The following is a 24,188-nucleotide window of genomic DNA, read 5'->3' as shown; positions in this document are numbered from 1 at the left end:
TCATGGCCTGGATCAGCGAAACCGACCTCGGCACCAAGGCGGTGCCAGCCGCACCCTTGGTGACGCTCAGCATCGACGGGGCTGAAGTGCAGGTCCCCGCAGGCACGTCGATCATGCGCGCCGCCGCGCTCGCCGGCACCAGCGTTCCAAAATTATGCGCGACCGACAGCCTCGAAGCCTTCGGGTCTTGCCGCGTCTGCCTCGTCGAGATCGAAGGCCGCGCTGGCTTCCCCGCCTCCTGCACTACACCGGTCGCGCCGGGGATGAGCGTGCGCACCCAGACCGAGCGGCTGACTCAGCTCAGGCGCGGTGTGATGGAGCTCTATATCTCCGATCACCCGCTCGACTGCCTGACCTGCTCGGCCAATGGCGATTGCGAGTTGCAGGATGTTGCGGGCGCAGTCGGCCTGCGCGACGTGCGCTACGGCTATGAGGGCGCGAACCATCTCGAGGGGTGCAAGGACGAGAGCAACCCCTATTTCACCTTTGATCCCGCCAAATGCATCGTCTGCTCGCGCTGCGTGCGCGCCTGTGACGAGGTGCAGGGCACGTTCGCGCTGACGGTCGACGGCCGAGGCTTCGCCAGCCACATCGCGGCGAGCCAGGACGAGGAGTTCCTGGCTTCCGAATGCGTGTCGTGCGGCGCCTGCGTCCAGGCCTGCCCGACCTCGGCGCTGATCGAGAAAGAGGTGGAGAAGGTCGGCACGCCCGATACCGCGATCGTCACCACCTGCGCCTATTGCGGCGTCGGCTGCACCTTCCGCGCGGAGATGCGCGGCGAGCAGCTCGTCCGGATGGTGCCGTGGAAAGAGGGCAAGGCCAATCGCGGGCATAGCTGCGTCAAGGGCCGCTTCGCCTGGGGCTATGCCAATCACCGCGAACGCATCCTCAACCCGATGATCCGCGAGTCGATCGAGCAACCCTGGCGCGAAGTGAGCTGGGACGAGGCGATCGCCCACACCGCGTCCGAATTCCGCCGCATCCAGGCGAAATACGGCACCCGCAGCGTTGGCGGCATCACTTCGTCGCGCTGCACCAATGAAGAGACCTATCTCGTCCAGAAGCTGATCCGCCAGGGCTTCGGCAACAACAATGTCGATACTTGCGCGCGCGTCTGCCATTCGCCGACCGGCTATGGCCTGAAGACGACCTTCGGCACCTCCGCGGGCACGCAGGATTTCGACAGCGTGATGCAGGCCGATGTGATCCTGATCATCGGCGCCAACCCGACTGACGGCCATCCGGTCTTCGCCAGCCGCATGAAGCAGCGCATCCGCCAGGGCGCCCGGCTGATCGTCGTCGACCCGCGCCGCACCGACATCGTCCGCACGCCGCATATCGAGGCCGACCATCATCTGCCGCTCAAGCCCGGCACCAATGTCGCTGTGCTGACCGCGATGGCACATGTCGTGGTGACCGAGGGGCTGGCCGATGAGGATTATATCCGCGCGCGCTGCGACTGGGACGAATACGCCGAATGGGCAGCGTTCGTCGCCCAGCCCGAGCGCTCGCCCGAGGCGACCGAGGCGCTGACCAACGTCCCCGCCGCCGACCTGCGCGCAGCCGCGCGGCTCTATGCGACCGGGGGCAGGGCAGCGATCTATTACGGGCTAGGGGTCACCGAGCACAGCCAGGGCTCGTCGACCGTCATCGCCATCGCCAATCTCGCAATGGCGACGGGCAATGTCGGCATCGAAGGCGCCGGCGTGAACCCCCTACGCGGCCAGAACAACGTGCAGGGCGCCTGCGACATGGGCAGCTTCCCACACGAATATTCGGGCTATCGCCATGTCTCCGACACCGCCGTGCGCGAGATGTTCGAAAAGGCATGGGGCGTCGCGCTCGATCCCGAGCCGGGCCTGCGCATTCCCAACATGCTCGATGCCGCGACCGAGGGCGCGTTCAAGGCGCTGTTCATCCAGGGCGAGGACATTCTCCAGTCAGATCCCAACACCCAGCATGTCGCCGCGGGCCTCGCCGCGATGGAATGCGTGGTCGTCCAGGACCTGTTCCTCAACGAGACCGCCAATTACGCGCATGTCTTCCTGCCCGGCTCGACCTTCCTCGAAAAGGACGGGACCTTCACCAATGCCGAGCGCCGCATCCAGCGCGTGCGCCAGGTGATGCGGCCGAAGAACGGCTACGCCGATTGGGAGATCGTCCAGAATGTCGCGCATGCGATCGGCCTTGAGTGGAACTATGCCCACCCGTCCGAGATCATGGACGAGATCGCCGCGCTCACCCCGACCTTCGCCCGCGTCAGCTACGCTGCGCTCGACCAGCACGGATCGCTGCAATGGCCGGCGACCGATGCGATGCCCGACGGTACGCCGACGATGCACATCGATGGCTTCGTGCGCGGCAAGGGGCATTTCGTGGTTACTGACTATGTCCCGACCGACGAGAAAACCGGCCCCCGCTTCCCGCTGCTGCTGACCACGGGGCGCATCCTCAGCCAGTATAATGTTGGCGCGCAGACCCGGCGCACCGACAATGTCGTATGGCATCCCGAGGACCTGCTCGAAATCCACCCCGTCGATGCCGAGAATCGCGGCCTGCGTGACGGCGACTGGGTCCTGCTGCGTAGCCGCGCCGGCGAGACGACGCTGCGGGCGCAGGTTACCGAGCGCGTCGCGCCGGGTGTGGTCTATACGACCTTCCACCATCCGGTGACCCAGGCCAATGTCATCACCACGGATTATTCGGACTGGGCGACCAATTGTCCTGAATACAAGGTCACCGCGGTGCAGGTCTCAGCCTCGAACGGCCCGTCCGACTGGCAGGAAAGCTATGCCCGGCAGGCCGAACATTCGCGGCGGATCGCGGCGGTCGCGGCGGAATGATGTCCCCGGCGGAGCGGCTGGTCTATATGGCCAACCAGATCGCGCGCAATTTCGCCGCGCAGGGGACGGATGTGGCCGCGCTCGCGGTGGCGGATCACATCGCTGCCTTTTGGGACCCGCGGATGAAGGCGCAGATCTTCGCGATGGAAAGCCCGGCGCTGGAGCCAATTGCGGCGCGCGCCGTGGCGTTGCTGCGCGATCGCGGCGCGCCGCCACCGCAATCGGCCGCGACTCAATTCGCATCGCCCGGGGCGTCGGGCGGCTCCGACGCCGGCTAAGTGCCCTCGCGAGAGCAAGGGCCCGGCTACTTTGCTTTCGCGCCTAGATCATCGGAAACCGGGTTGGCTCAGCGATCAGCACTTCGTGGAGCAGCATGCCGTGCCACGACATCACATGCTTGTCGTCCAGCAGTCCACGCGACACATCGGCTTCGCCGACCGCGCCGGAATGGAGCGACAGCGCCGCGCCGCCGCCACCGCCCAGGATGACGTCGCCGGACTGGAGCTGCGCGGTGAGGAACGCGCTCAGCGTCACGCTGTCGCCATTGCCCAGCTCGATCACCGCACTGCCGCCGACATCGTGGCTCGCCGTCTGGACTTGCTCGAAGCTGGTGAAGAACGCCGAGAGATCGAGCTTATCGCTGCCCGAGACGAAATCGCCGACGCTGTCCTGCCCCGTGCCGGTGCCGAACGCGAATACGTCGTTGCCGCCGCCGCCGAACAGCGTGTCGTTGCCGCCAAAGCCGCTGATCGTCTCGTTGCCCGCGCCGCCGGTCAGGACGTTGGCGCCGGCATTGCCGTCAATCACCAGCGTATGGTCGTTACCGGTCAGGTTGATCGCGGTGGTCGCCGCCGCATCGATCGTGCGCAGCGTCTCGACAAAGGCACCCGCAGCGATCGTGTAGCTGACCGCCGCTTTGGCGATATCGCTGCTGCCCGGGACGTTGTCCTCAACGATCCGGTCGTTCGCGTCGCGGACGATATAGGTATCGTTGCCCAGATCGCCCCGCATCACGTCGCCGCCGCCGCCGCCGTCGATGACGTTGTCGCCGCTATTGCCGATCAGTTTGTTGACCTGGGTATTGCCCGTAACATTGATGTTGTCGGTGCCGGTCAGAATCACACGCTCGATATTGAATTGACTTGCGATCGAATAATCGATCGACGCCAGGATCGTGTCGCTCCCTTCGTCGGCATTTTCGATGACTACATCGTCGGCACTGTCCACGACATATGTATCGTTGCCCATTCCGCCGATCAGCGTATCAGTCCCGCCGCCGCCGGAAAGATAATTGTCGCCCGCGCTGCCGGTCAGGACGTTGCTGTTCCCATCGCCATGTGCATCGATGTTGGCGGTCCCCGTCAGCGTCAGATTCTCCACGTTCGGCGCGTTTGCCAGATCGTATGTAATCGACGACCGGATCGTGTCGGTGCCGCCGTTGGGGTTTTCGTACACGTGATCTTTGACGTTATCGATCGTGTAGGTGTCGTTGCCATTCGTGCCAAAGAAGCTGTCGCCGCCCGAATTGCCGAACCGGAACACGACAACTTGCGGGTCGTGGTCGGTCGGCCGGCTGCCACCGAATTGCGAATTGAGATGGACCGCGTCGTAGTTCGTCGCGGCCGCCAGCAGGTGCTTGCTGACCAGGATATTGTCGATCTGCTGCGCATTGCCGTCGAACAGATACGAATAACGCTCTTCGGGCCTGAGCAGGTAATTGACGTTGGTCAGCTGTCCGCCCTGCGCAGGCACGGTCAGCTGGGTCTGCGCCGGTTCGAAATAGAAGCCGTTCCAATCGCCGAGCACGGCGATGTTCAGCTTGGGATTATCGGCCAGATGCGCGTTGACATAGGCGTTGACCCCGGCCGCCTGCGCGGTGCGCTGTGCGTCGCCCGCGGCATCGGCGGGCTGGTCGTTGCCGCGCAACGGCTCGCTGCCGCCGCGCGAGGTCGAATGGACATCGATCGTGGTGATGCTCTGGCCGTTGAACAGCCAGGTCGCGACCAGCGGGTTGCGGCTGCCGTTATAGGCCGATCCGGTGATCAGTTCGGCGCTGTTCGCGACGTACGTCACGCGGTCCATATTGTAGAAATAGCCGTTGCGGATGTTGCCGTTGGGCTCGCCGCCCGTCGTGTTGGCGACGGTCGGCGCGATCTCGACATAACCGTAATGCAGGCCGGTCAGCGCGGTGATCGCGTCGATGATCCCCTGCGCGTTGCTGACGCCCGACAGATCGGAGCCGCTGCCCGCACCGTCGGCGTCCTGCACTTCCTGCACCGCCAGGATGTCGGGCGCGCGGAGGCTGTAGACAATGTCGTTCGCCAGTATGTCATACTTGTTGTCAGATGGGTCGAGATTTTCGAGGTTGTAGGTGGCGAGGCTGAGATAGTCGCTATTGCCCTGCAACGTCGTCATCTCGCGCGTCAACGTCACGTCGTTGGTGACAGTGACAGCTTCGGTCACCACGACTTCGTAATTGTCGAACGAATAATTGACGATGCCGGTCACGCTGCTCAGCTGGTCGCCGACAGAGTAGTTCGGGTGGAAGCCCGAGAAGATGCCGCTATCGTCGTCGATCTGAATCATTTCGGGATTGTAATCAACGGTGCCGTCGCCATTTGGCGAGATGGTGATCCCGCCGCGATCGTTGACGCCGGTGGCGCCAACGCCGTGCGAGGCGATGACGAAGGTTTCGCCGAGTGTGGTGGTATTCGACACCGCCTGCGGCGCGTCGATCGTCACGCGCATGCCCTCCAGCGATTCCCAGAAATCGAGGCCGTCATGTGCCGGATCGTAGACGGTCAAATGATCGTCATCGAGATTCTGGGCCGGCGGCAGAATTCCGCCGGTACCGATCAGGATCGCGGTCGGCAGTGCATTGCTGTGCGAATCGATCGCGACGGTCGGGCTGCTGATTTCAGTCACCGTCAGCCCCTGCGCATCGCCGGCGAATTCGGTGACCGTGCCGCCAACCGTCACGCCGTCGCCGACCACGACGGTCGGCGCGGTGCTGGTGAAGACGAAGATCGCATCCGACGTCGCGGCATTGCCATCGCCGACCGCCGATTGCAGGTAGAAGCCGTTGGTGTCGACCGCGGTGACGATGCCCGTCGTTCGGACCGGCTGGCCGACATATTGCGACGTGTGCCCGGCGCCCTGGATCTGGCTGATCGTCAGCGTCACGAAATCGTCGTTGACGATCGTGCCGATCGCACTGCCGTCGGTGATCGCGATGTTGCCGGTCGGATTGTTGAGCGTCAGCGACAGCGTTTCGTTGGCCTCGCCCACTGTATCGCCGACGACCGGTACTGTCACCGTCGCGCTATGCGCGCCGACCGCGAACGTTACCGTACCCGTCAGCACCGCGCCCGCGCCGATATCGTCGCTGGTGGCGGTGCCGTCGAAGTCGATCGAATAATCGACCGTCGCACTCGATCCCAGCCCGCCCGCACGATAGACCGTGAAGCTCAGGTTGCTGGTCCCGGCATTGCCCTCCACCACCGACGCATCGGCGACGCGGATCTGGCCGGTGGCGTTGTCGGCGATGATGATCTGGCTGGTGTTGAGCGAGCCGAGGCTGCTGGTCGCGTCCGATTGCCAGGTGAAGTCGGCATAGCTCGCGCCGCTGCCGATCAGCTGGAGCGATTGGCCGAGCGCGCCGCTGCCGTCTTCGGACACGCCGATATCGGTGCTGGTCACGCCCGCAGCCGGGGTGCCGGCGGCGGCGGTGAAGACGCCCTCATAGGACAATAACTGGATCACCGTGCCGTCGGGCGCGATCAGCGCGACGCCGTCGGCAATGCCGTTCTGGATGCCGTTTGCGGGATAGCTGAACGACAGCGCCCCGTAGCCCGAGCCGCCTTCGTTGTCGATCACCCCACTCAGGTTGGTGGTCATGTACGTAGGGGCGGCGCCGGGGGTGTTGCTGCCGTTGTAGAAGACCAGTTTGTAGTTGGTGAGATCGGTGCCGGCGACCCCGGCGATCTCGATCGCCTCGCCGGCGTCGGTGCCGGCATTATCGTAGTGGATCTCGTTGATATAGACGTTGGCGGCGGGCGGGATGGGATCGTCGTTGGTGATCGTGCCGGTACCGGTCGCGGTACCCAGCGACGCGCCGCCGGTCGGCGCGCTCAGCGTGACGGTAAAGGTCTCGTTGGGCTCGTACGTCGTATCCCCTGCAATCGGCACATGGATCTGCGCGGTGGTCGCGCCGTCGGCGAAGGTCACCGTGCCGGTCGAGACGAAGCCCGCACCGAAGTCGCTCGCATCGGTCGTGACGTTACTAATCGTATAGGTCGCCGAAACCGCGCCAACGCTACCGTTCGCGCGCGTGACCGTAAACACGGCGTCGGTGTCGCCGCTATTGCCCTCGGCCAGGGTCACGTTGCCGACGTTGAGCGTGCCGGCGGGGGCGGCGTCGTCGTTGGTGATCGTACCGGTTGCGGTCGAATGACCGCCTAGCGTGGCGCCGCCGGTGGGGGCGCTGAGCGCGAGTGAGAACGTCTCATTGGGTTCGTACGTCGCATCTCCGGCAACCGGCACATGGATTTGCGCGGTGGTCGCGCCGTCGGCGAAGGTCACCATGCCGGTCGAGACGAAGCCCGCACCGAAATCGCTCGCATCGGTCGTGCCGTTGGCGATCGTATAGGTCGCGGAGATCGCGCCCGAGCTGCCGCCTGCGCGCGTCACGGTGAACACCATGTCGGTATCGCCGCTATTGCCCTCCGCGAACGTCATGTCGGCAACGGTCAAGCTGCCGGGCGTCGGTCCGGCGGCGGCGATCGGGGTCAGCGAGAAATCGTCGATCGCCAGGCCGTCATCTGCGCCGGTGGCGTCGGTATCGACCCAGCGGATCCAGAAGGTGGCGCCGTTTGCCAGCGCATCGGTCAACGTATAGGTGAATGAAAGTGCAGTCCGGTCCGCCGCTCCGTTACCGTTCTTCGCGCCGGTCGTGGTGGTATCCGGCGTCGTGAAGTCGAGCTGGTTGATATCGATCCATGTCCCCGTGCTCAGGCTGGACGCGTCGAAGCTGATCTGGAAATCCACCCTGTCGGTCCGGCCGGCAGTGCCGAGCCGCCACTCTTCGCCGGTATAGGCGATCGCCAGCGAGCCGAGCGCGCCGCCGGTATTGTTGGTGAATTGGCTGCCGATGATCGCGATCGCGGTGCCGCTGCGCAATTGGCCGAAGGCGCGATCCAGGCTGGCCGCCGCGCCGTAGCTGTATGTATCGCCCGTCGTGCTGCCGCCTGTGTCGACGGCGTACTGACCGTTGTCGCGCGCGCCCCCGCCCGATTCAATGAAGTACCAGCCATCCGGCGTGGCGGTGTTGGTCGTACTGCCGGCGGTGTTGGATAACGTGTCGAAATTCTGGAAGACCGCTGTCCCAGCCGTCGTCAGCGAAACGCTACCCGCGCCAGCCTGCGCGGCCTCCGTCTGATCGACCGCCGCCACGAAGCCCTGGGCGGGTGCGACCGCACCAATTCGCGCATCGACCTGCGCGATGCTCCTGACGTCGTCCACGCGGTTCGTGTCGAAGCGGCCAAGGTTGAACAGCGAATCGTCTTGCGGGTCGAACAAGATACGGGACATGATACTTCCTTCGCAACGCGGCCGGGGCTGGTGGTCCGGCCGATAAGAATCGACCGAGGAATCGTGGAAATTCAGACCATTCTGTCGCTATGCGCGGACTGTGACAACCACGTTGCGAAGGATGTGGATAATGCCTTCGCCGGGACGGACCGGCGATTCACCCGCGCGTCAGCGCCGCCTTGGGTGCTGTCAAGAAAGGGGTCATTCGATGCGGAAACGGCGTACGGGTGTGCGGTCATGAACCTCGCGCCGATCCGGTCCGAGGCGGACCACCGCAAGTCGCTGCAGAGGCTGGAGAAGTTACTCGCGACTACTAGCTTCTGATCCACCATCCTTGTTCATATGACGCCAATCGCCCGGTTTATATCGCTTGCGAAACGTACTGGAACAGCGTCAATTGCGACGCGTTTCCGAAAGGATGGAACGCTGAATCGAGGAGGGTTGAATGCATATCGTCCGAATGCTCGTGGTTGGCTTCATCGTCGGTCTTCTCGCCCGCTTTTTCTATCCCGGCGCCGTGCCCATCAATATGCTCGGCAGCATCATCCTCGGCATCCTCGGCTCGCTTCTCGCGGGCTTCGTCGTCCAGGCGACGAGCGGCGCCGCAGCCAAGCAGCCCTTTCACCCGGCTGGCTTTCTCGCCTCCATTCTCGGGTCGATGGTGCTGATCTTCATCGCGCGGCACTTCCTCCACCTCGTTTGAGGGGAGCCGCAAGGCGCCCGCTTATTGCTGCGGTAGCACCTTCCAGTAGCGCACATAATCGACTGCCATTTGCTGGGGCAGCGCTGCGTCGTCCACGCCCTTCGCGCCGCCCCAGTCACCGCCGATGGCGAGGTTGAGGATCAGATTATAGGGCCGCGTGAAGGGCCAGGCCGGTTTGCCGCCGGGCTGGTCGTTCCTGACGCGCATATAGGCATGGTCGTCCACCCCGATGGTAATCGTGTCGACACCCCAGTCGAGCTGGTAGCGGTGAAATTCCGAACAGCTTGTCGGCACCATCGTCTCGGCCCCGCGCTGCGTTCCCAGCCGGTGGTTGAACGCGCCGCTGTGGAGCGTCGCGTGCACCACCCCGGGCTGCCAGCCGACCATCTCCATCACGTCGATCTCGCCTTCGTCCGGCCAGGCTCCGCCCGTGGGCAGCAGCCAGATTGCAGGCCATGTGCCGCGCGCGCAGGGCAGTTTCGCGCGGACTTCGTAAAAGCCATAGCCATAGGCTTGCCGGGTGACGAGCTTGGCGGATGTGTAAGCCTGCCCAGCCCAGTCATGCGCCTTGGGCAGCGTCTCATGACGCGCCTCGATCACCAGCACGCCCCGCTCGATCCGCGTATTTTCGGGCCGGGCATCGGCATAATATTGCAGCTCATGATTGAACCAGCCCGGCGTGTTGAACGCGGTATCGAACCGCCATTTCGCGGGGTCGACCGCCGCGCCATCGAACTCGTCCGCCCAGCTCGGCGGCGATGAAGGCGCCTGCATCGGCGCATCGACCGTGTAATTGGTGGCCGCGAGCGTCGTCGCCTGCGCGGTCACGAGAAGGAGCAGGCTCATCATAAGGCAATCCTCAGTCGATCCCGGTCGCGAGAGTCCCCCACGGTCATTCCATCGATTCCACCAGGTCCTTGGCTTCCTTCAGGCCGCAATGGGTGGCCTCCCGGGTGAGCTTGATCGCCTCGAGTTTGCGCCCCGCCGTCAGCAGTCCGCGCACCTGCTCTTCGATCTCGGGCGGTAAAATGGCAGCGGGAGCTCCCTCCAGCGACGCAGCGCGCGCTGGCGCCTGCCGCACGCCCATCAACGGATCGCGCCGGCGCAACGCGCGCAGGGCCCAGCCGACCAGCAGCAGCATGGCGATACCGATCGCGATCAGCACAGGCATCGGGATGAACATCTTGGCTCCTCTCGCTGGCCTTACGGTCTCGCACGTCCAGTCTCCCTCCGCCAGTCCGCGAAGGTGAGCAACATGGTCCCGCTGTTGCAGTTTATATCGTAATACGATATAAAACCGAGTCGGCTTTTAGCGGCAATACGAGGCCTCGGTCATGCACCTGCTCCTCATCGGACTCGAGTCGATCGCCCTGATCATCGGATCGCTTGTGGTGGCCATCCTGATGTGTCGGTTCCTATGGTCCCTGTTCCGATGGCTGCGTCATCCAGCCTGGGCGGCATTGGCGGTCCTCACCTTGGTCGCCTTGGCACTCGCTGGCCAATTGCCGTCCAGCAAGTTTCTGCAAATGGTGCTTATGTTCGCTGCCCTCGGTGCCATCCCGCTATGGATGGAGGGCCTGGCCTGGCGCCGCCGGACCAAAGATGCCGCATTGCTGAACCACCCCGCCACGCCGCGCAGAGCCACGCCGGCGGCATCCGCTCAACCTCAGCCAAGCCATGGCCGCTATCCGGCGATCATCGCCTGTATCGGCCAGAATCGTGAGGCCGAGCGGTCAGAACTTCGCCTCGTGGCCGCGCGGATCTGGCGCGAGACATATCAGCCCCGAGCCACGCAGTCGGACTCCACGCCAAGCTTTGCGCTACGCCGTCAGCTGGTGAGAGCGGCAAAATATGCGATGAGCGGCCGAATCCGCGTCCATCACTGAAGCCCCTCACGCTTCGGCCGGTCTGTGCCCCCACCGATCCACATTCGCGCGGGAAGCATTTCTACGAAGCGGCTCACGCTGTAATCAGTCCCTGCCGATCGACCGCAGAGGGAGACTGACCGATGATCAAGCCCGCCACCCCCGATACGATCGATCAGCAACGCCGTCGCCTGTTCGGCGCCGCAGCCGTCACGATCGCCGCCGCGCCCTTCGTCGCCAACGCCCAGACGGAACCAGCAAAGCAGAGCGGCGGGGTAGGGACCAGCAACGCCTTTGCCCCGCTCAAGCAGATCCACGCCGGCCCGCTCAATATCGGCTATGCCGAGGCGGGCCCGGCGAACGGACCCGCCGTCATCCTGCTGCACGGCTGGCCCTATGACATCCACAGCTTCGTCGATGTCGCGCCCGTGCTTGCCGCCGCCGGCTACCGCGTGATCATCCCCTATCTGCGCGGCTATGGCACCACCCACTTCCTCTCGCCCGATACGACGCGCAACGGCCAGCCCGCCGCCCTAGCCCTCGACGTGATCGCGCTGATGGATGCGCTCCATATCGACAAGGCGGTGCTCGCCGGCTTCGATTGGGGCGCCCGCACCGCTGATATCGTCGCGGCACTCTGGCCGGATCGCTGCAAGGCACTCGTCTCGGTCAGCGGCTATCTGATCGGCAGCCGGGAATCGCAGAAAGCGCCGCTGCCGCCAAAGGCCGAGCTGACCTGGTGGTATCAATTCTACTTCGCCACCGATCGCGGCCGCGCCGGCTATGCGCAATATCGTCGCGATTTCGCCAAGCTTATCTGGCAGATCGCCTCGCCGCGCTGGGCGTTTGACGACGCCCTGTTCGATCGCAGCGCAGCCGCCTTCGACAATCCCGACCATGTCGACATCGTCATCCACAATTATCGCTGGCGCCTGAGCCTCGCCGAGGGCGAACCGAAATATGACGCGCTGGAACAGCAGCTCGCCGCCGGCCCCGCCATCACCGTGCCGACCATCATCCTCGAAGGCGACGCCAATGGCGCCCCCCATGCGCCCGATGACTCAGCCTATCGCAAGAAATTCACCGGCGCCTATCAATACCGGGTCGTCACCGGCGGCATCGGCCACAACCTCCCGCAGGAAGCTCCACAGGCTTTTGCCCGCGCGGTGCTCGACGTGGCCGGCTGAAGCGCATCACGCTTTGGCCAGCGCCTGCTCGACCCATTGCACGATCGCCGCCGTCGGCATCGCGCCAGAGGTGCGCGCCACTTCGCGGCCCTTGCGGATCATGATCATGCTCGGAATGCTCTGGATGCCATAGCGCGCGGCAATCGCCGCCTCGGCCTCGGTATCGAGCTTGGCCATCCGCACCCGCGGCTCGAGGCGCGCCGCCGCCGCCTCGAAATTCGGGCCCATCATCCGGCACGGGCCGCACCATTCGGCCCAGAAATCGATCACCACCGGCAGATCGCTCTTCAGCGCATGCCGATCGAAACTCGCCGCCGTCAGGTTCACCGCCCTGCCCCCGAAAAGCGGGTTGTGGCACGTCCCGCATTTCGGCGCCTCGCCAAGCCTCGCGCGCGGGACCCGATTGAGCGCACCATCGACAGGGCAGGCAACCACCAGGCTATCGGTGCTGGTCTCGCTCATCGAAAAATCTCCGGTAAATCCGCGCAGCCGGCGATATCGTGACGATGGCGCCACTTCGCAATCGTCGCTCGCCATCGAGGCGATACCGGGCGAGAAGGGCCCAAAGGAGAGCATAACGATGATCCTCGCCCTGGCAGCCGCCGCCTCCATCGCACCGCAATGGACCGAGGATTTCCGAAAGCTCGATCCGGCGCGCTGGGAAATCCAGCTCTATTCCTTCCCTGCCAATGGCTGCGACATGCGCGCCGATCAGGTCCAGGCCGCCAACGGCGCGCTGCAGCTGAAAGTCACCCACCTGGAAACCCCGCATGAAGGCAAGATCTGCAAGGCCGGAGAAATCGGCTCCCGTCGCTTCTTCCAATATGGCCTGTTCCAGGTCCGCATGGTCCTGCCCGCACTACGCGGCGGCGTCACCGCCTTTTTCCTGATGAACCAGTGGCAGCCGGAAAAATGGGAACACAAGGAGATTGACTTCGAATTCCTCGGCAACAAGCCCGACCAAGTCCAGCTCACCAACCATGATTTCCAGAAGGGCGGCACGGTCTGGAAATCAGCGGCAACCGAGGCCAAGCTCGGCTTCGATTTCGCCGCCGCGCCGCATGATTATACCATCCTCTGGACGCCCGCGAGCGTGCGCTGGTACGTCGATGGCCGCCTGCTGCACGAAGAGAAGCAGTACGTGCCGCACGAGCCCCTTCAGATCCGCGCCAACATCTACCTCGGCTCCCCAAACGAGCCGGGCGTCGCCGCCTGGCTCGGCCCGATCGACAAGCGCAGCGTTCCCGCAACCGCGACCTATTCGTACCTCCGATACTTCCCGCTCGATGCCCTGCCACCGGAATTCAAACCGGATTGAGGCCCGTGCGCGCTACCGCCTTGAAACCCACCCACAAATATGAAACCCATCCGTCGCCGACATCACCACAAGAGGTTGCCTTGAAAATCGAAGCTTGCTGCGCCGGGCGTTCACGTCGGCATTTCCTCGCCACCGCCGGAACCGGTGCGCTCATCGCCGGCGTTTCCGCCCTCACGCCAGCGCCCGTGCTGGCGAAGGAGCCTGAACAGCCAGCCCTCCAGCCCGCAGCAAAACTCAAGCCCTTCGACATCGCCGACATAGACCTCGGCGAAGGCCCTTTCCTCCACGCCCAACGCAAGACAGAGGCCTATTTGCTGCAGCTCAGCCCCGATCGCATGCTGCACAATTTTCGCGTCAATGCCGGGCTCCAGCCCAAGGCGCCGGTCTATGGCGGCTGGGAATCCGAACCCATCTGGGAGGACATCAATTGCCACGGCCACACCCTCGGCCATTATCTGTCGGCAGTCGCGCTCGCCTGGCGCTCCACCGGCGACAAGCGCTTCAAGCAGCGCGTCGACTATATCGCCGCCGAGCTCGCCGCCTGCCAGAAGGCATCGGGCACCGGCCTGATCTGCGCCTTCCCCAAGGGCCTTGCTTTGGTCGCGGCGCACCTGCGCGGCGAGAAGATCTCAGGCGTCCCCTGGTACACCCTGCACAAAGTCTATGCCGGTCTCCGCGACGCGACCCTGCTCGCCGACAGCGAGACAGCCCGCGCGGTGCTGCTGCGTTTCGCCGACTGGGCGGTCGTCGCCACCCGGCCGCTGTCCGACGTTGAGTTCGAGACCATGCTCGGCACGGAACATGGCGGCATGAACGAGGTCTTCGCCGATCTGTATTTCATGACCGGCAACCCAGATTACCGCACCCTGGCCGAGCGTTTCTCGCACAAGGCTATCATGGAGCCGCTCGCCAAAGGCCGCGACTATCTGGACGGCCTCCACGCCAACACCCAGATCCCGAAGATCGTCGGCTTCCAGCGCGTCTATGAGGCAAATGGCGACGCGAAATACCAACAGGCGGCCGCCTTTTTCTGGCAGACCGTCACTCGCACCCGCAGCTTCGCCACCGGCGGCCACGGCGACGGCGAGCATTTCTTCCCGATGGCCGATTTCTCCCGGCACGTCTTCTCCGCCAAGGGCTCGGAGACCTGCTGCATGCACAATATGCTGAAGCTCACCCGCGCCCTGTTCCTGAGCGATCCGCAGGCGGAATATGCCGATTTCTACGAGCGCACGCTCTACAACGGCATCCTCGCCTCGCAGGATCCGGAGACCGGCATGGCGACCTATTTCCAGGGCGCCCGCCCCGGATATATGAAGCTCTACCACTCGCCCGAACAGTCCTTCTGGTGCTGCACCGGCACCGGCATGGAAAACCACGTCAAATACCGCGATTCGATCTACTTCCATGATGATCGGGCGCTCTACGTAAACCTGTTCCTGCCTTCCACGGTCCGCTGGAAGGAGAAGGGCGCGGCGCTGGTCCAGACCACCAGCTTCCCCGAGACGCCATCGACAAAGCTGCGCTGGAAACTCCAGAAACCAACCGAGCTGACCCTCAAGCTCAGGCACCCACGCTGGAGCCACAGCGCGACTGTCCTCGTCAACGGAACCGAGGCGGCGAAGTCGATCAACCCCGGCAGCTATGTCGAACTCGCCCGAACCTGGCAGAATGGCGACGAGGTCGAGCTCCGCCTCGTCATGGAAGCTAACACCGAATGGGCCCCAGCCGCGCCGGACATCGTTGCGTTCACCTATGGCCCGCTGGTCCTCGCCGGCGCCCTGGGCAATGAAGGCCTTGCGCCGGGCGCCGACATCGTCGTCAACGAACGCGAATACGGCAACTACAACAAGGCCCCCTTCACGCCGCCGACGCTCGCCGGCGAGCCTAATCGCCTCGCGAAGGCCATCCGCGCGAGCGACAAGCCGCTGGAATTCACGATCGCCTCATCCGAGCAGAAGCCGGTGCGGCTGGTGCCATACTACCGCATCGCGCACGAGCGGTATGCGACTTATTGGAAGGTTGAGCCGGCGGTGGTTTGAGGCGGATGGAGTAGGGTCGCTTGACGTTCCGCCGCTCAGTCCAAGCGGGGTTGAGCGACGCGCCCGACTTCAAGCCTGTACGGCGGAACGGCTGAACAGTGGGATGCCGGTCGGCTTTGCCGCGGGGACTGGACAGTAATCCGCGCGCCGCGCCTCACGCGGGACACTTGCAATGAATCTGTTCAACATCATCGGCGACGCCTCTCGGGCTCGGTCGGTTCGCCACTCCTTCGCTCAGATCCACGGCATGTCACTTACGGCGTCCACTACAGACCCAGCTGCACCTGCTGTGAGACACCTTTGCATGTCCGTCGCATGTCCGTCGCCTTTTCGTCCGCTTCTCCCTGCAATCGCCGAAAAAGCGCTATAAGAATCGCACCGACTCGGATGTTTCCAGTCTAATCTGGATAATTTTCCGCTCAGTATTTGAGGCCTTCAAAGGATCGGTAGACCGATGTCTTTTGGCGATCGCAAAATCTCGGTGATAGGGCGCTTGGGCGTCTACCCGATGGTGAGGCTGTCTCTGCCGGCCCGGCGCCTGCTCGCGTGCCTGGCGGTTCGCGGCGGCGCCATCACGCGACAAGTGGCTGCGGATCTCCTGTGGCCCGATGTGAGCGAGGAGTGCGGTCGAGCCAGCTTGCGCCGGTCTTTGTGGCAGGTCCATCGCGGGTGGGTGAACTCTGTTGATGGTGAACTGGTGCTCGACGCGGAGTGCGATCTCCCGCGCGCACGGGAGTGCGCGGTCGCTGCAATCAGCGGCCGCCCGCTTGCGTTCGACGAAATCGACTTGCTGGCGAGCGACCTCTTGCCGGGCTGGCACGACGAATGGGCCATCGAAGCCAGCGAGGAATTCCGCACCTTGCGCATCCAGGCGCTCGAGGCCGCCTGCCGTACGTTCGTGGCGCACGGGAACTTCCCGCTTGCGATACAGGCTGGCGCCGCGGCGGTGGCCGCCGAACCGCTGCGCGAGTCGGCCAGCGAGGTGCTGATCGAGGCACATTTGGCGCAGCACAATCGCTACGAGGCGCTGCGTTGCTACAAGGCGCTGGCTCGCCGGCTCGGCGAAGAGCTCGGCGTCGCACCGATGGAAGCCCTGAGCGATCGGATGGCTGACGCCGGTATCGTCCGACGGGTCGCATAGGCGGCGTCCATCAGCACTTAATCGAAGTATCGCCTGCGGACGCTGGACGGACGCTGGGCGGACGCGCACGCGACGCGTTCCGGTGCCGAGACGGACGCGCATTGAATGGTGCAACGACGCGCGACCGACGATGCGCGGCACGGCGCGCGACGGCGGGTGTGCTTAAAGGTCATCAGACTTGGCCGGGAGCGCAGCGCGATGGAGGCAGCAACAGATATCGCGGGGCAATGGGAGGCGAACGCCAACGCCCCGTTCGGATCGCCGTTCAGCGAGGCACCCGCAGTGCGGGCCGACGACCGCTACATCAGCCCCACGATCATGCTCGCGCTCTCGCCGTTCGCCGATCACGAGGATGGCGGCATTGAAGGCCAAACCGAAACGGTCATGCGCGACGCTTTCGCGCAACTTCGCGACGACAGCTTCCATGAGGCAGTCTCGGCGCTCGCGGAAGAGCTCGAAGCGGCGGTCGACGAACGCTTCGAGGGCGAGGACCCAGCAAACGTGGCCGAGCGCGAGCGGTTTGCGCGATCCTATCTCGCTCCCACCCAGTTCGAAGCCGATCAATACCTGGCCTCGCTGGAGACGAGTTTAGCCGAGGTCGATGCCGGAGCCATGTCATCGGAGGCGCTCGACGGCCTGCTCGAGCGCTTGGATCCGACGCTTTCCGACTTGTCGCCCGCCGGCGAGGAATTCATCGGCGGCCTCATCAAGAAGGCGAAGGGCGTGGTTCGCAAGGTCGCCAGCGTGGCCAAGCAGGCCGCGAAGCTGGCCAGCCCGCTGCTGATGCCTATCCTCGGGAAATTGCGCGCGCTCGTGCGGCCCTTGCTCGAGCGCGTGCTGCGCTTTGCGGTTGGCAAGCTACCGGCACCGCTCCGCCCGGTCGCGCGGACGGTGGCGGATCGCATACTCGGCAAGTCGTCCACTCCCGCGGCGCCCGCGGCCGCCGCCGGTGCGGCGATGGCACCGGCGCAGGCGACCGACACCGAAGAGCTGGCCGACACCTTCGACCTCTGCCTCGCCGAGGCGCTGTCATTTCCCGAAACCCTTGAGCAGCAACAGGACGAGTTCGGCATCGGCGAGGCGCCTTCGACCCCCGCCAGCGACGAGCTCGGTGACCTGACGGAAGCCCGCCGCGCGCTAATCGAGGGACTGGCCTCAAGCGACGGGCCCGAAGCGCTCGGCCCCGAGATCGAGCAGTTCGTGCCCATATTGCTGGCCGCGCTGCGCACCGGCATCAGCATTGTCGGCCGGCCAAAGGTGGTCTCCTTCCTGTCCGGCTATCTTGCCAAGATGATCGCCCAATGGGCCGGCCCGCAATCAAAGCCGCTTTCGAAGGCGATCGTCGACGCCGGGCTCAAGATGGTCTCGCTCGAAGCCGAGGGCGCCGACAATACCGCGGATAGCACCACCGCGCGGGCCGGGCCGGTGGCGATGGCCAGCGTCGTCGAAGACACCGTGCGGCGTCTGGCCGAGGCGGACGAATTCGTTTTCGAGGACCCGGACCTCACCGAAGTGGCGATCGCTGAAGCGTTTGGCGAGGCCGCCGCGACGTTCCTGCCGCAAGAGACGTTGCGCGAAGAGCTCCAGCTCGCGCCGATGCTGGGCGGCCGTTTCGTCACGCACCGATCCGGGCTCCCGAGGAGCTATGCCAAATATAATCGCGTGCCGGAGGTGACGATCTCGGCACGCGCCGCCGACACGCTGCCGGGTTTCGGCGGCGGCACGCTCGGCGCCTCGATGCGTGCGGCAGGCGGGCGCTTTCCGCTCCGCGCGCGCATGCACATCTTCCATACCAAGCCCGGCGCCAGCGCCGCGACGATGGTGCGGCACGGCCTGGGCCATGGCTTGCGCAACGTTGGAATCTTCCCGCTGACACGGCGTGCGGCGGGATCGCTGTTGCGCGAGCCGGGTCTCGGCGCGGCCACCCCCGCGCGCTTCATGCACAGCCATCGTCGGTTGGGCGCGGGCCAGCGGCTCTATGTACTCGAGCCGCTCGACCAGACGGTCGCCGGAGCCGGGGGCGCCGCTACCGCACCGGGCAAGGCGTGGGTATCGATCAACCCGGCCAAGTCTCGCGTCACCTTGGGCTTCTATCTGTCGGAAGCCGACGCCCAGCTCGTCGCGGGGGCGGTGCGAACGGGGCGCGGGCCAGGCGAAGTGCTGCGACGCGTGATGACGTCCTATCGCCGGTTGGCCGATCCCACCCATGTCGACACCGGCGGACTGGCGCATGAGGACGGCGAGGATCTTGCCAGTTTCGCGGCGCGTTCCGCGGCCAAGCTGCCGGGGGGCTTTTTCCCGATGCTTCGCAATCGCATCGCGGCATGGGCGTTACCCGCGCTGTCCGCATGGCTGCGCGACCATGCGGAGAAATTCCAGGCAGCAGCAGCCCATCCGGACCCGGGGGTGCGCATCCTTATCCGGTTGTTCGAGGTGCCGGGCTTAGCGCAGGCGCTGGCCGCGGGCGAGGGCAAGACGCTGGCCGCGTTGCAGGCCGCGATGAAGGGCAAACCGAAAATCTCCATAGCGGTCCATCCCGGCGGCAAGAAGCGGTGAGCGAACCAGCGAACTTCGACAGCAAGCTGCTCGCGGCCGATTTGCGGCGGCAGGTGGCGCATTGGCTGGCGTCTGCCCGGACGTTCCGCGATGCCGAGCAGTTCGCCTCACTCGAAGCGTGGCGCTCGGTCGAGCGTGACATCGGCGTTCCGTTGCGGGGAGAGATAAACCGCATCGTCGAAGAGCTGGTGGCGATGGGCGACAGGATCGAACGCGACATCGCCGCGCTCGACGCTGATCCCGTGTCCCTGGCGCGTATAGCCTCGGACGTTCAGCGTTTCCGCAGGCGCTACGTGCAAGTCGACACCACGCTCGATTTCCTTGGTGACGCCATCAACTCGCGCACCAGCCCGGTGCTCCGCGCCGCGTTGACGACACTCGACAGGCTGGCGGCCGCGAGTATGGAGAAGGTGCTCAAGCTTGCCTGCAAGCCGGTTCCGCGGGTCCTGGTGTATCAGGACAAGGGCACCGGTGCCTCGATCCTGCGCGCGGGCGTCAGGCTGTGGACGCCGGGCGCGGTGATGCCGGTGGCCGCGATCAAGATTGTGCGCCACAACCTGTATCGGCCGACGTCGCTGTTCCACGAAGTCGGCCACCAGGTCGCCTTCCTCACAGGCTGGACGGAGGCCACCCGGCAAGCGATCGGACAGGCGCTGGCGGGGGATGTTGAACTTCAGGCGATGTGGACGCCGTGGGCGTCGGAGATCGCCGCCGACGTGTTCGCCTTTCTGCATACAGGCTATGCATCGGTCGCCGCGCTTTATGATGTCGTCTGCGACGCGGCGACAATTCTGCGCTGGCCGATCGGCGATCCTCATCCCATCGGCTGGCTGCGCACGGTGCTCGGCTGCGAGTTCTCGCGACAGGCCTTTGGGCCGTCGGGTCCGTGGAACGGCCTCCAGCGGGCGATGGTCGCACGGTTTCCGCCCACCTTGGCCGACGTTTCGCTGCGCGAGTTGCTGCCCCGCTCGCTGGCCGCGATGCCAGCGATTGCGCGCGCATGCCTGGAGGCGCCGGTGCCTGCGCTGCACGGTCGACCGATGACCACCGTATACGATCCACAGCGTGTGTCTCCGGGCGCGCTGGCCGAGCTCGAACGGGCGGCGGGGGCGTCACTGTGGACGTCGCCCCACTGGCGGCGTGCCGAAGGTATTCGCATCGTCGCACTGGCCGGGCTGCGCGAAGCCGAGCGGCCCGACCAGGCTTCGCATTGGATCGACAAGGCTCGTTCGTGGCTCAACTACCAGGCCCTTGCGGCGTAAAGGAAAGGATCGCCCCATGCGCAAGAACACCGAAGAGAAGATTGATTACGAGCGCGCCATCGCCGGCGCGCTGGCGATCCTAATCGAACGCTCGAACCTGGGGGGCATGGAGGCGATGCAGGCGTCCGCCCCTGGTTGGGTAGGTGAAGTGCTGGATGCCCTGGCTCCGCTCAAGGCTCTGGCGCCGGGACTCGGGCAGCTGCCGACTCAGGAGGCGACCATTTTGGCGCAGATCCAGGACGCCCTGAGCCGTGCCGACCTGTCCAAGGCCGCCGCCGCCACCAATCCTCGCCGCCTCTACAAATAGCCTCGCGTCAGGAGGAACGACCATGATTCACCACCTTATCAAGCAGGTCATCGGACTTCCCGATCCTACTTCCGCCACGCCGGAGCAAATCTATGACGCCGCGCTGACGGTGCTGACCGCCGATCCGCTCGATCTCGTGCTGTACATGGAGCGGGTCTGGGATCTGGCGACGCATGGCGAGCCGGACGATTACCACAGCGCCCGCGACCGCTTCTGGGAAATGAGCCGTTTCACGGACATGCCGAGCACGCTCTATCCGATCGATCCGTGGGACCATCTGGGCTACGCGTACGTGCTCGAAAGCACCCGTGCCGTGCAAATCCTCAACCGCGTCGTGCGCGCCTATCGTTCGGGTGAAAGCCTCGGCATTCCCTCGGTCGAGACGCAGCGCTGGGTCGATGCGACCGAGGCCATCATGTTCGGCGCTGCGAACCCGCTGGCGGCCTGGCTGTCGACCAGTGTCGTGCGGCCCGATCCAGAAGCAGTACGCCGCAATGCCTATTGGAGAATGTTTGGGCTCGATCTGTCGTTCGGCACCGAAGACGAAGGCGCCCCCAGCTACGAGAAGGCTGCGGCGGCCAATACCGGCTTTACCGCGTTGTTTGAGGAGCTCCTGTTTGAGCTGTGGCAGGCGATCTCCAACGAGCGCAACCTGGTCGGCGTCAACAAGTCGGACAATGATCGGATTTTCCGGATCGCCGAACAGCTCAAATACGTGCTGATGTCGCGTCGCCAGAAGGGCATGCTCCGCCGCGAAGAGCTGGCGGCGGTGACCGCGCTCGGTTGGGCCGAACTGACGGTCGCGTTCGACACGCCGGTGGTGCAGGATTTGGTGGCGCAGGGATCAAGCGCGGCCGAGCGCCTCAAGCTGATGGGCGAACGCGTGGGGCTTCGGCCGCACAGCAAGTCAGCGGCGTTCTTCTCGATGGCGAGCGAGATATCGGTGCTGCTACGCACCATCGAGGCGGGCACGGTCTCGAACGCCGACCTTGCATGGGTCCTGTATGCGCTGCCGTCGACCACGACCACCGGCCCCAAGCCGATCGGCGTCGAGACGCGAAGGGTCATCACTGAATGGGCCGCCGCCACCGGCAAGAACCTGAAGGATGGCAGCAAGCCCATCGAGATTCGTACGCCCCGCCTCGCGGCGGTGCGATAAGTCGGGGGCCGGGCAATGGTTGAGGTGATCCCCTACGAGCAAGGCTATGACCCGTTCGGCCTTGAGTCACCGTTCGCCTCGGGCGCGGTGGGCTATGAGGACAACCCGTGGAGCGGGGAGGCGGCAAAGCCGCAGATGCGCGCCGCGCCACGCACCGACGACCCTCCGCAGCTCGCCGATATGTTGGCGATCCCCGGGCGGTTCGATGATCCCAAGCGGGACGCTGCGCTGGAATTCGACGGCACGCGGTTCGGCGCCTTCCTCCCGACCCGCGACCGCCGGCAGTTCGCGGCGGACTGGCTCGCCTCGCGCCCAGCACTGGCGCTCGCCGCGCGCGAACCGGGCGCCGACCTTACGGCCGGCGATATCGCCAAGGCGTGGTTCGTCGTTCACGACATCGGGGTGCCCGGCTCGGTCACCGACAGGCGTTTCCAGGCGAAGGACCCCAAGACCAAGAAGGGGGCCGTCCACGGCTACCTCAACCGCGGCGGCTATTATGCGGCGACCAACGACTTCGACAAGAACAGGATGGGGACCGTCTACGAGTTTCTCAGCCGCAAGGGCGTGGCGATCTGCGGCAAGAAGACGATCAATATCGAAACCGCGCCCGATATCGAGAAGTTCGACCTCAACGCCAACGGGTCGCTGCCGCCGCCGACCAATCCGGAGCGCTACGCGTCGATCGGCTATCGCCGGCTGGGCAAAGCCGACGCGGCAGCACAAAAGCACACGCATTTCTACTACAAATGGACCGTCGAGGCGTTCGACGTCCTGGCCGATCTCTATATCCTGGCATCGGCGAGGGCAGGGCACCTGCTGACCATAACCGCGCACAAGGAAGTCGATCGCAACCTCGGCAAGTCGGTAATCTGGCGCGAATATTCCGCGAAGGAACTCCGCGCGCCGAAGAACACATACCTTCTCAAGGCGCGCGACCATCCAAGCGATTACCACGGCGATCCGTTCGCGTTCGATATGCAGGCGCTCTACGACCGGATCACCGCCAGGTTGAATGCGCTTGGCGGCCTGCAGATTCCGGCCGGGGCGCGTTATGGCGTCCACCCGCTTCGGCTGCGCAAGAGCAATGGGCAGGATGTCGGCAACGGCGACAGCCAACTCCACGAATTTCCTCACCAGTCCGATCCGATCGTCAAGACCGACGGCAATCTCAAAAAGGCCGGCTGGTGGAAGGCCTCCGGCGACGGCGAGAGCTGGGAGGAAAGCCCATGGTCGGCGGGGGAGTGGGCCGCTTCGCTGGCCGAGAATGCCGATTTCGAGGCGCCAGACCAAGAGGAGCTAGCCATGTGCGGCACGCATGAGCACGATCACGAAGGCGGATTCGCCGAACCCGAAGGTCTCGCCTGGCTCGATATGCAGGGCGAAGCTGGCGTTTGCCCGCATTGCGGCGCCTCCGAAAACTCGGACGAGCAGGCGTGGTCCGAGAGCGACTATGAGGGCGGCGATGCGGCCTATGAGGTGCCGTCCAGTACGGGGACCGGCACGGCCTCGATCCTGCAGGAGGCAGACTATGAGACGCCGCGAAGCGCCGCGCCCTACGCCCTCCTCGCGGCCATTCCCGACGATGCGAATGTCGCCAGGCATATACCGCTCGAGTATCGGCTCGACGCCAAGGCCATGGTCGGCAAGCTCGCTGTCGATCTCGAGCAGTTGAAGACCCCTGACGCCAAGGAAATCGCGAGTTTCGGCAAGGAGCTGTTCGACCTTGTCCGTGAAGGCAATCCGGCCTCGATGATGGTCAAAATCCTCAAGGACGTGCTCGAGAACATTCCCAACGCCTATCTCGGTATTGCCGACAACGCCGCAAAGGAGTGGGCCGCCAGGGGGTTTTCGCGCGCCGTCGTGCTCGGGGCCGAGCGCGTTCGCTCGAAAAAGTACCTGATCGACATGTTCGGCCGCGAGAGAATTCCCCCCAACAACATCTTTCCTTATGCCCGCAAGGTCGCCGCGGCAAACTATGCAGGCGGGTTGCTGGCGGGCTATGTGCAGGGGCGCGCGCTGTCTGACAACCAGCGCAAGATCTTCTTCAAGGATATGGTCTCCAGGATGGGCAGCCAGTCATGGCGTGGGCCGGTCGCCAGTTGGAGCCACAACCGCTGGCAAGAATGGTATGTCGACTTCGCGGCGGCATTTTGGCGTTGGCATCTGTGACGACGCGGGGACAGCCTTGCGCGCATCTATCGCCAAACTGCGGCGGT

At 64.8% G+C, this 24,188-nt stretch carries 17 protein-coding genes; 13 read left to right on the top strand and 4 right to left on the bottom strand.

Annotated elements, in window-relative coordinates; genetic code table 11:
* The first annotated feature begins 2 nt into the window (after positions 1 to 2).
* A complete protein-coding gene (gene fdhF / locus AC1DVS_RS22325; protein WP_478026494.1) occupies positions 3 to 2,843 on the top strand; it encodes a formate dehydrogenase subunit alpha in 2,841 nt (946 codons plus the stop codon).
* A complete protein-coding gene (locus AC1DVS_RS22320; RefSeq protein ID WP_478026492.1) occupies positions 2,840 to 3,121 on the top strand; it encodes a formate dehydrogenase subunit delta in 282 nt (93 codons plus the stop codon). Before fdhF ends, AC1DVS_RS22320 begins: the two co-directional genes overlap by 4 nt.
* Before the next feature lie 43 nt (positions 3,122 to 3,164).
* Here AC1DVS_RS22320 and AC1DVS_RS22315 read toward each other — a convergent pair whose 3' ends face one another.
* Positions 3,165 to 8,432, bottom strand: a complete 5,268-nt coding sequence (locus AC1DVS_RS22315) for a Calx-beta domain-containing protein (RefSeq protein WP_478026491.1) — start codon at positions 8,430 to 8,432, stop codon at positions 3,165 to 3,167.
* Between the two features lie 445 nt (positions 8,433 to 8,877).
* Here AC1DVS_RS22315 and AC1DVS_RS22310 point away from each other — a divergent pair, with 445 nt between their 5' ends.
* Positions 8,878 to 9,135 (top strand): GlsB/YeaQ/YmgE family stress response membrane protein, encoded by a 258-nt coding sequence (locus tag AC1DVS_RS22310; RefSeq protein WP_478026489.1) that lies wholly within the window; start codon positions 8,878 to 8,880, stop codon positions 9,133 to 9,135.
* Positions 9,136 to 9,156: 21 nt separating this feature from the next.
* On the opposite strand, the gene AC1DVS_RS22305 is transcribed toward AC1DVS_RS22310, so the two are convergent.
* Positions 9,157 to 9,981: a glycoside hydrolase family 16 protein gene (locus AC1DVS_RS22305; RefSeq protein ID WP_478026487.1), complete on the bottom strand. Its 825-nt coding sequence runs from the start codon at positions 9,979 to 9,981 to the stop codon at positions 9,157 to 9,159.
* Positions 9,982 to 10,027: 46 nt separating this feature from the next.
* A complete protein-coding gene (locus AC1DVS_RS22300; protein ID WP_478026486.1) occupies positions 10,028 to 10,318 on the bottom strand; it encodes a ribosomal protein L7/L12 in 291 nt (96 codons plus the stop codon).
* Positions 10,319 to 10,469: 151 nt separating this feature from the next.
* Between AC1DVS_RS22300 and AC1DVS_RS22295 the strand changes: the two genes are divergently transcribed.
* Positions 10,470 to 11,021, top strand: a complete 552-nt coding sequence (locus AC1DVS_RS22295; protein WP_478026485.1) for a hypothetical protein — start codon at positions 10,470 to 10,472, stop codon at positions 11,019 to 11,021.
* Between the two features lie 122 nt (positions 11,022 to 11,143).
* Complete coding sequence (locus AC1DVS_RS22290) at positions 11,144 to 12,187, top strand: alpha/beta fold hydrolase (RefSeq protein WP_478026483.1); 1,044 nt, start codon at positions 11,144 to 11,146, stop codon at positions 12,185 to 12,187.
* Between the two features lie 6 nt (positions 12,188 to 12,193).
* On the opposite strand, the gene trxC is transcribed toward AC1DVS_RS22290, so the two are convergent.
* Positions 12,194 to 12,763 carry a thioredoxin TrxC gene (trxC, locus tag AC1DVS_RS22285; RefSeq protein ID WP_478026481.1) on the bottom strand — a complete coding sequence of 190 codons (570 nt, stop codon included), beginning with the start codon at positions 12,761 to 12,763 and terminating at the stop codon, positions 12,194 to 12,196.
* 4 nt (positions 12,764 to 12,767) lie between these two features.
* On the opposite strand from trxC, the gene AC1DVS_RS22280 reads away from it, so the two are divergent.
* From AC1DVS_RS22280 to AC1DVS_RS22245, 8 genes are all read left to right on the top strand, one after another.
* Positions 12,768 to 13,505, top strand: coding sequence for a family 16 glycosylhydrolase (locus AC1DVS_RS22280; protein WP_478026479.1), 738 nt, complete (start codon positions 12,768 to 12,770; stop codon positions 13,503 to 13,505).
* A 185-nt stretch (positions 13,506 to 13,690) separates the two neighbouring features.
* On the top strand, positions 13,691 to 15,547 hold the full coding sequence (locus tag AC1DVS_RS22275; protein ID WP_478026648.1) for a glycoside hydrolase family 127 protein: 1,857 nt from the start codon (positions 13,691 to 13,693) through the stop codon (positions 15,545 to 15,547).
* Positions 15,548 to 16,001: 454 nt separating this feature from the next.
* A complete protein-coding gene (locus AC1DVS_RS22270) occupies positions 16,002 to 16,688 on the top strand; it encodes an AfsR/SARP family transcriptional regulator (RefSeq protein WP_478026478.1) in 687 nt (228 codons plus the stop codon).
* A gap of 198 nt (positions 16,689 to 16,886) precedes the next feature.
* Positions 16,887 to 19,244, top strand: a complete 2,358-nt coding sequence (locus tag AC1DVS_RS22265; RefSeq protein ID WP_478026476.1) for a hypothetical protein — start codon at positions 16,887 to 16,889, stop codon at positions 19,242 to 19,244.
* Positions 19,241 to 20,506 carry a hypothetical protein gene (locus AC1DVS_RS22260; protein ID WP_478026474.1) on the top strand — a complete coding sequence of 422 codons (1,266 nt, stop codon included), beginning with the start codon at positions 19,241 to 19,243 and terminating at the stop codon, positions 20,504 to 20,506. Before AC1DVS_RS22265 ends, AC1DVS_RS22260 begins: the two co-directional genes overlap by 4 nt.
* Before the next feature lie 16 nt (positions 20,507 to 20,522).
* A complete protein-coding gene (locus AC1DVS_RS22255) occupies positions 20,523 to 20,813 on the top strand; it encodes a hypothetical protein (RefSeq protein ID WP_478026472.1) in 291 nt (96 codons plus the stop codon).
* Between the two features lie 22 nt (positions 20,814 to 20,835).
* Positions 20,836 to 21,972 carry a hypothetical protein gene (locus tag AC1DVS_RS22250; RefSeq protein ID WP_478026471.1) on the top strand — a complete coding sequence of 379 codons (1,137 nt, stop codon included), beginning with the start codon at positions 20,836 to 20,838 and terminating at the stop codon, positions 21,970 to 21,972.
* Positions 21,973 to 21,987: 15 nt separating this feature from the next.
* Positions 21,988 to 24,141 (top strand): hypothetical protein, encoded by a 2,154-nt coding sequence (locus AC1DVS_RS22245; protein ID WP_478026469.1) that lies wholly within the window; start codon positions 21,988 to 21,990, stop codon positions 24,139 to 24,141.
* Positions 24,142 to 24,188: the final 47 nt, after the last annotated feature.

The organism is Sphingomonas sp. P3_C5, assembly GCF_056402635.1.
Note: the sequence above shows the minus strand (reverse complement) of the source record. Positions and strands in the feature narration are given on the sequence as shown.

Coding starts and splice junctions, on each gene's coding strand:
- AC1DVS_RS22290 (WP_478026483.1), top strand. CDS start 11,144: ATGATCAAGCCCGCCACCCCCGATACGATCGATCAGCAACGCCGTCGC.
- trxC (WP_478026481.1), bottom strand. CDS start 12,763: ATGCTCTCCTTTGGGCCCTTCTCGCCCGGTATCGCCTCGATGGCGAGC.
- AC1DVS_RS22310 (WP_478026489.1), top strand. CDS start 8,878: ATGCATATCGTCCGAATGCTCGTGGTTGGCTTCATCGTCGGTCTTCTC.
- AC1DVS_RS22280 (WP_478026479.1), top strand. CDS start 12,768: ATGATCCTCGCCCTGGCAGCCGCCGCCTCCATCGCACCGCAATGGACC.
- AC1DVS_RS22270 (WP_478026478.1), top strand. CDS start 16,002: ATGTCTTTTGGCGATCGCAAAATCTCGGTGATAGGGCGCTTGGGCGTC.
- AC1DVS_RS22250 (WP_478026471.1), top strand. CDS start 20,836: ATGATTCACCACCTTATCAAGCAGGTCATCGGACTTCCCGATCCTACT.
- AC1DVS_RS22305 (WP_478026487.1), bottom strand. CDS start 9,981: ATGAGCCTGCTCCTTCTCGTGACCGCGCAGGCGACGACGCTCGCGGCC.
- fdhF (WP_478026494.1), top strand. CDS start 3: ATGGCCTGGATCAGCGAAACCGACCTCGGCACCAAGGCGGTGCCAGCC.
- AC1DVS_RS22265 (WP_478026476.1), top strand. CDS start 16,887: ATGGAGGCAGCAACAGATATCGCGGGGCAATGGGAGGCGAACGCCAAC.
- AC1DVS_RS22255 (WP_478026472.1), top strand. CDS start 20,523: ATGCGCAAGAACACCGAAGAGAAGATTGATTACGAGCGCGCCATCGCC.
- AC1DVS_RS22315 (WP_478026491.1), bottom strand. CDS start 8,432: ATGTCCCGTATCTTGTTCGACCCGCAAGACGATTCGCTGTTCAACCTT.
- AC1DVS_RS22245 (WP_478026469.1), top strand. CDS start 21,988: ATGGTTGAGGTGATCCCCTACGAGCAAGGCTATGACCCGTTCGGCCTT.
- AC1DVS_RS22300 (WP_478026486.1), bottom strand. CDS start 10,318: ATGTTCATCCCGATGCCTGTGCTGATCGCGATCGGTATCGCCATGCTG.
- AC1DVS_RS22295 (WP_478026485.1), top strand. CDS start 10,470: ATGCACCTGCTCCTCATCGGACTCGAGTCGATCGCCCTGATCATCGGA.
- AC1DVS_RS22320 (WP_478026492.1), top strand. CDS start 2,840: ATGATGTCCCCGGCGGAGCGGCTGGTCTATATGGCCAACCAGATCGCG.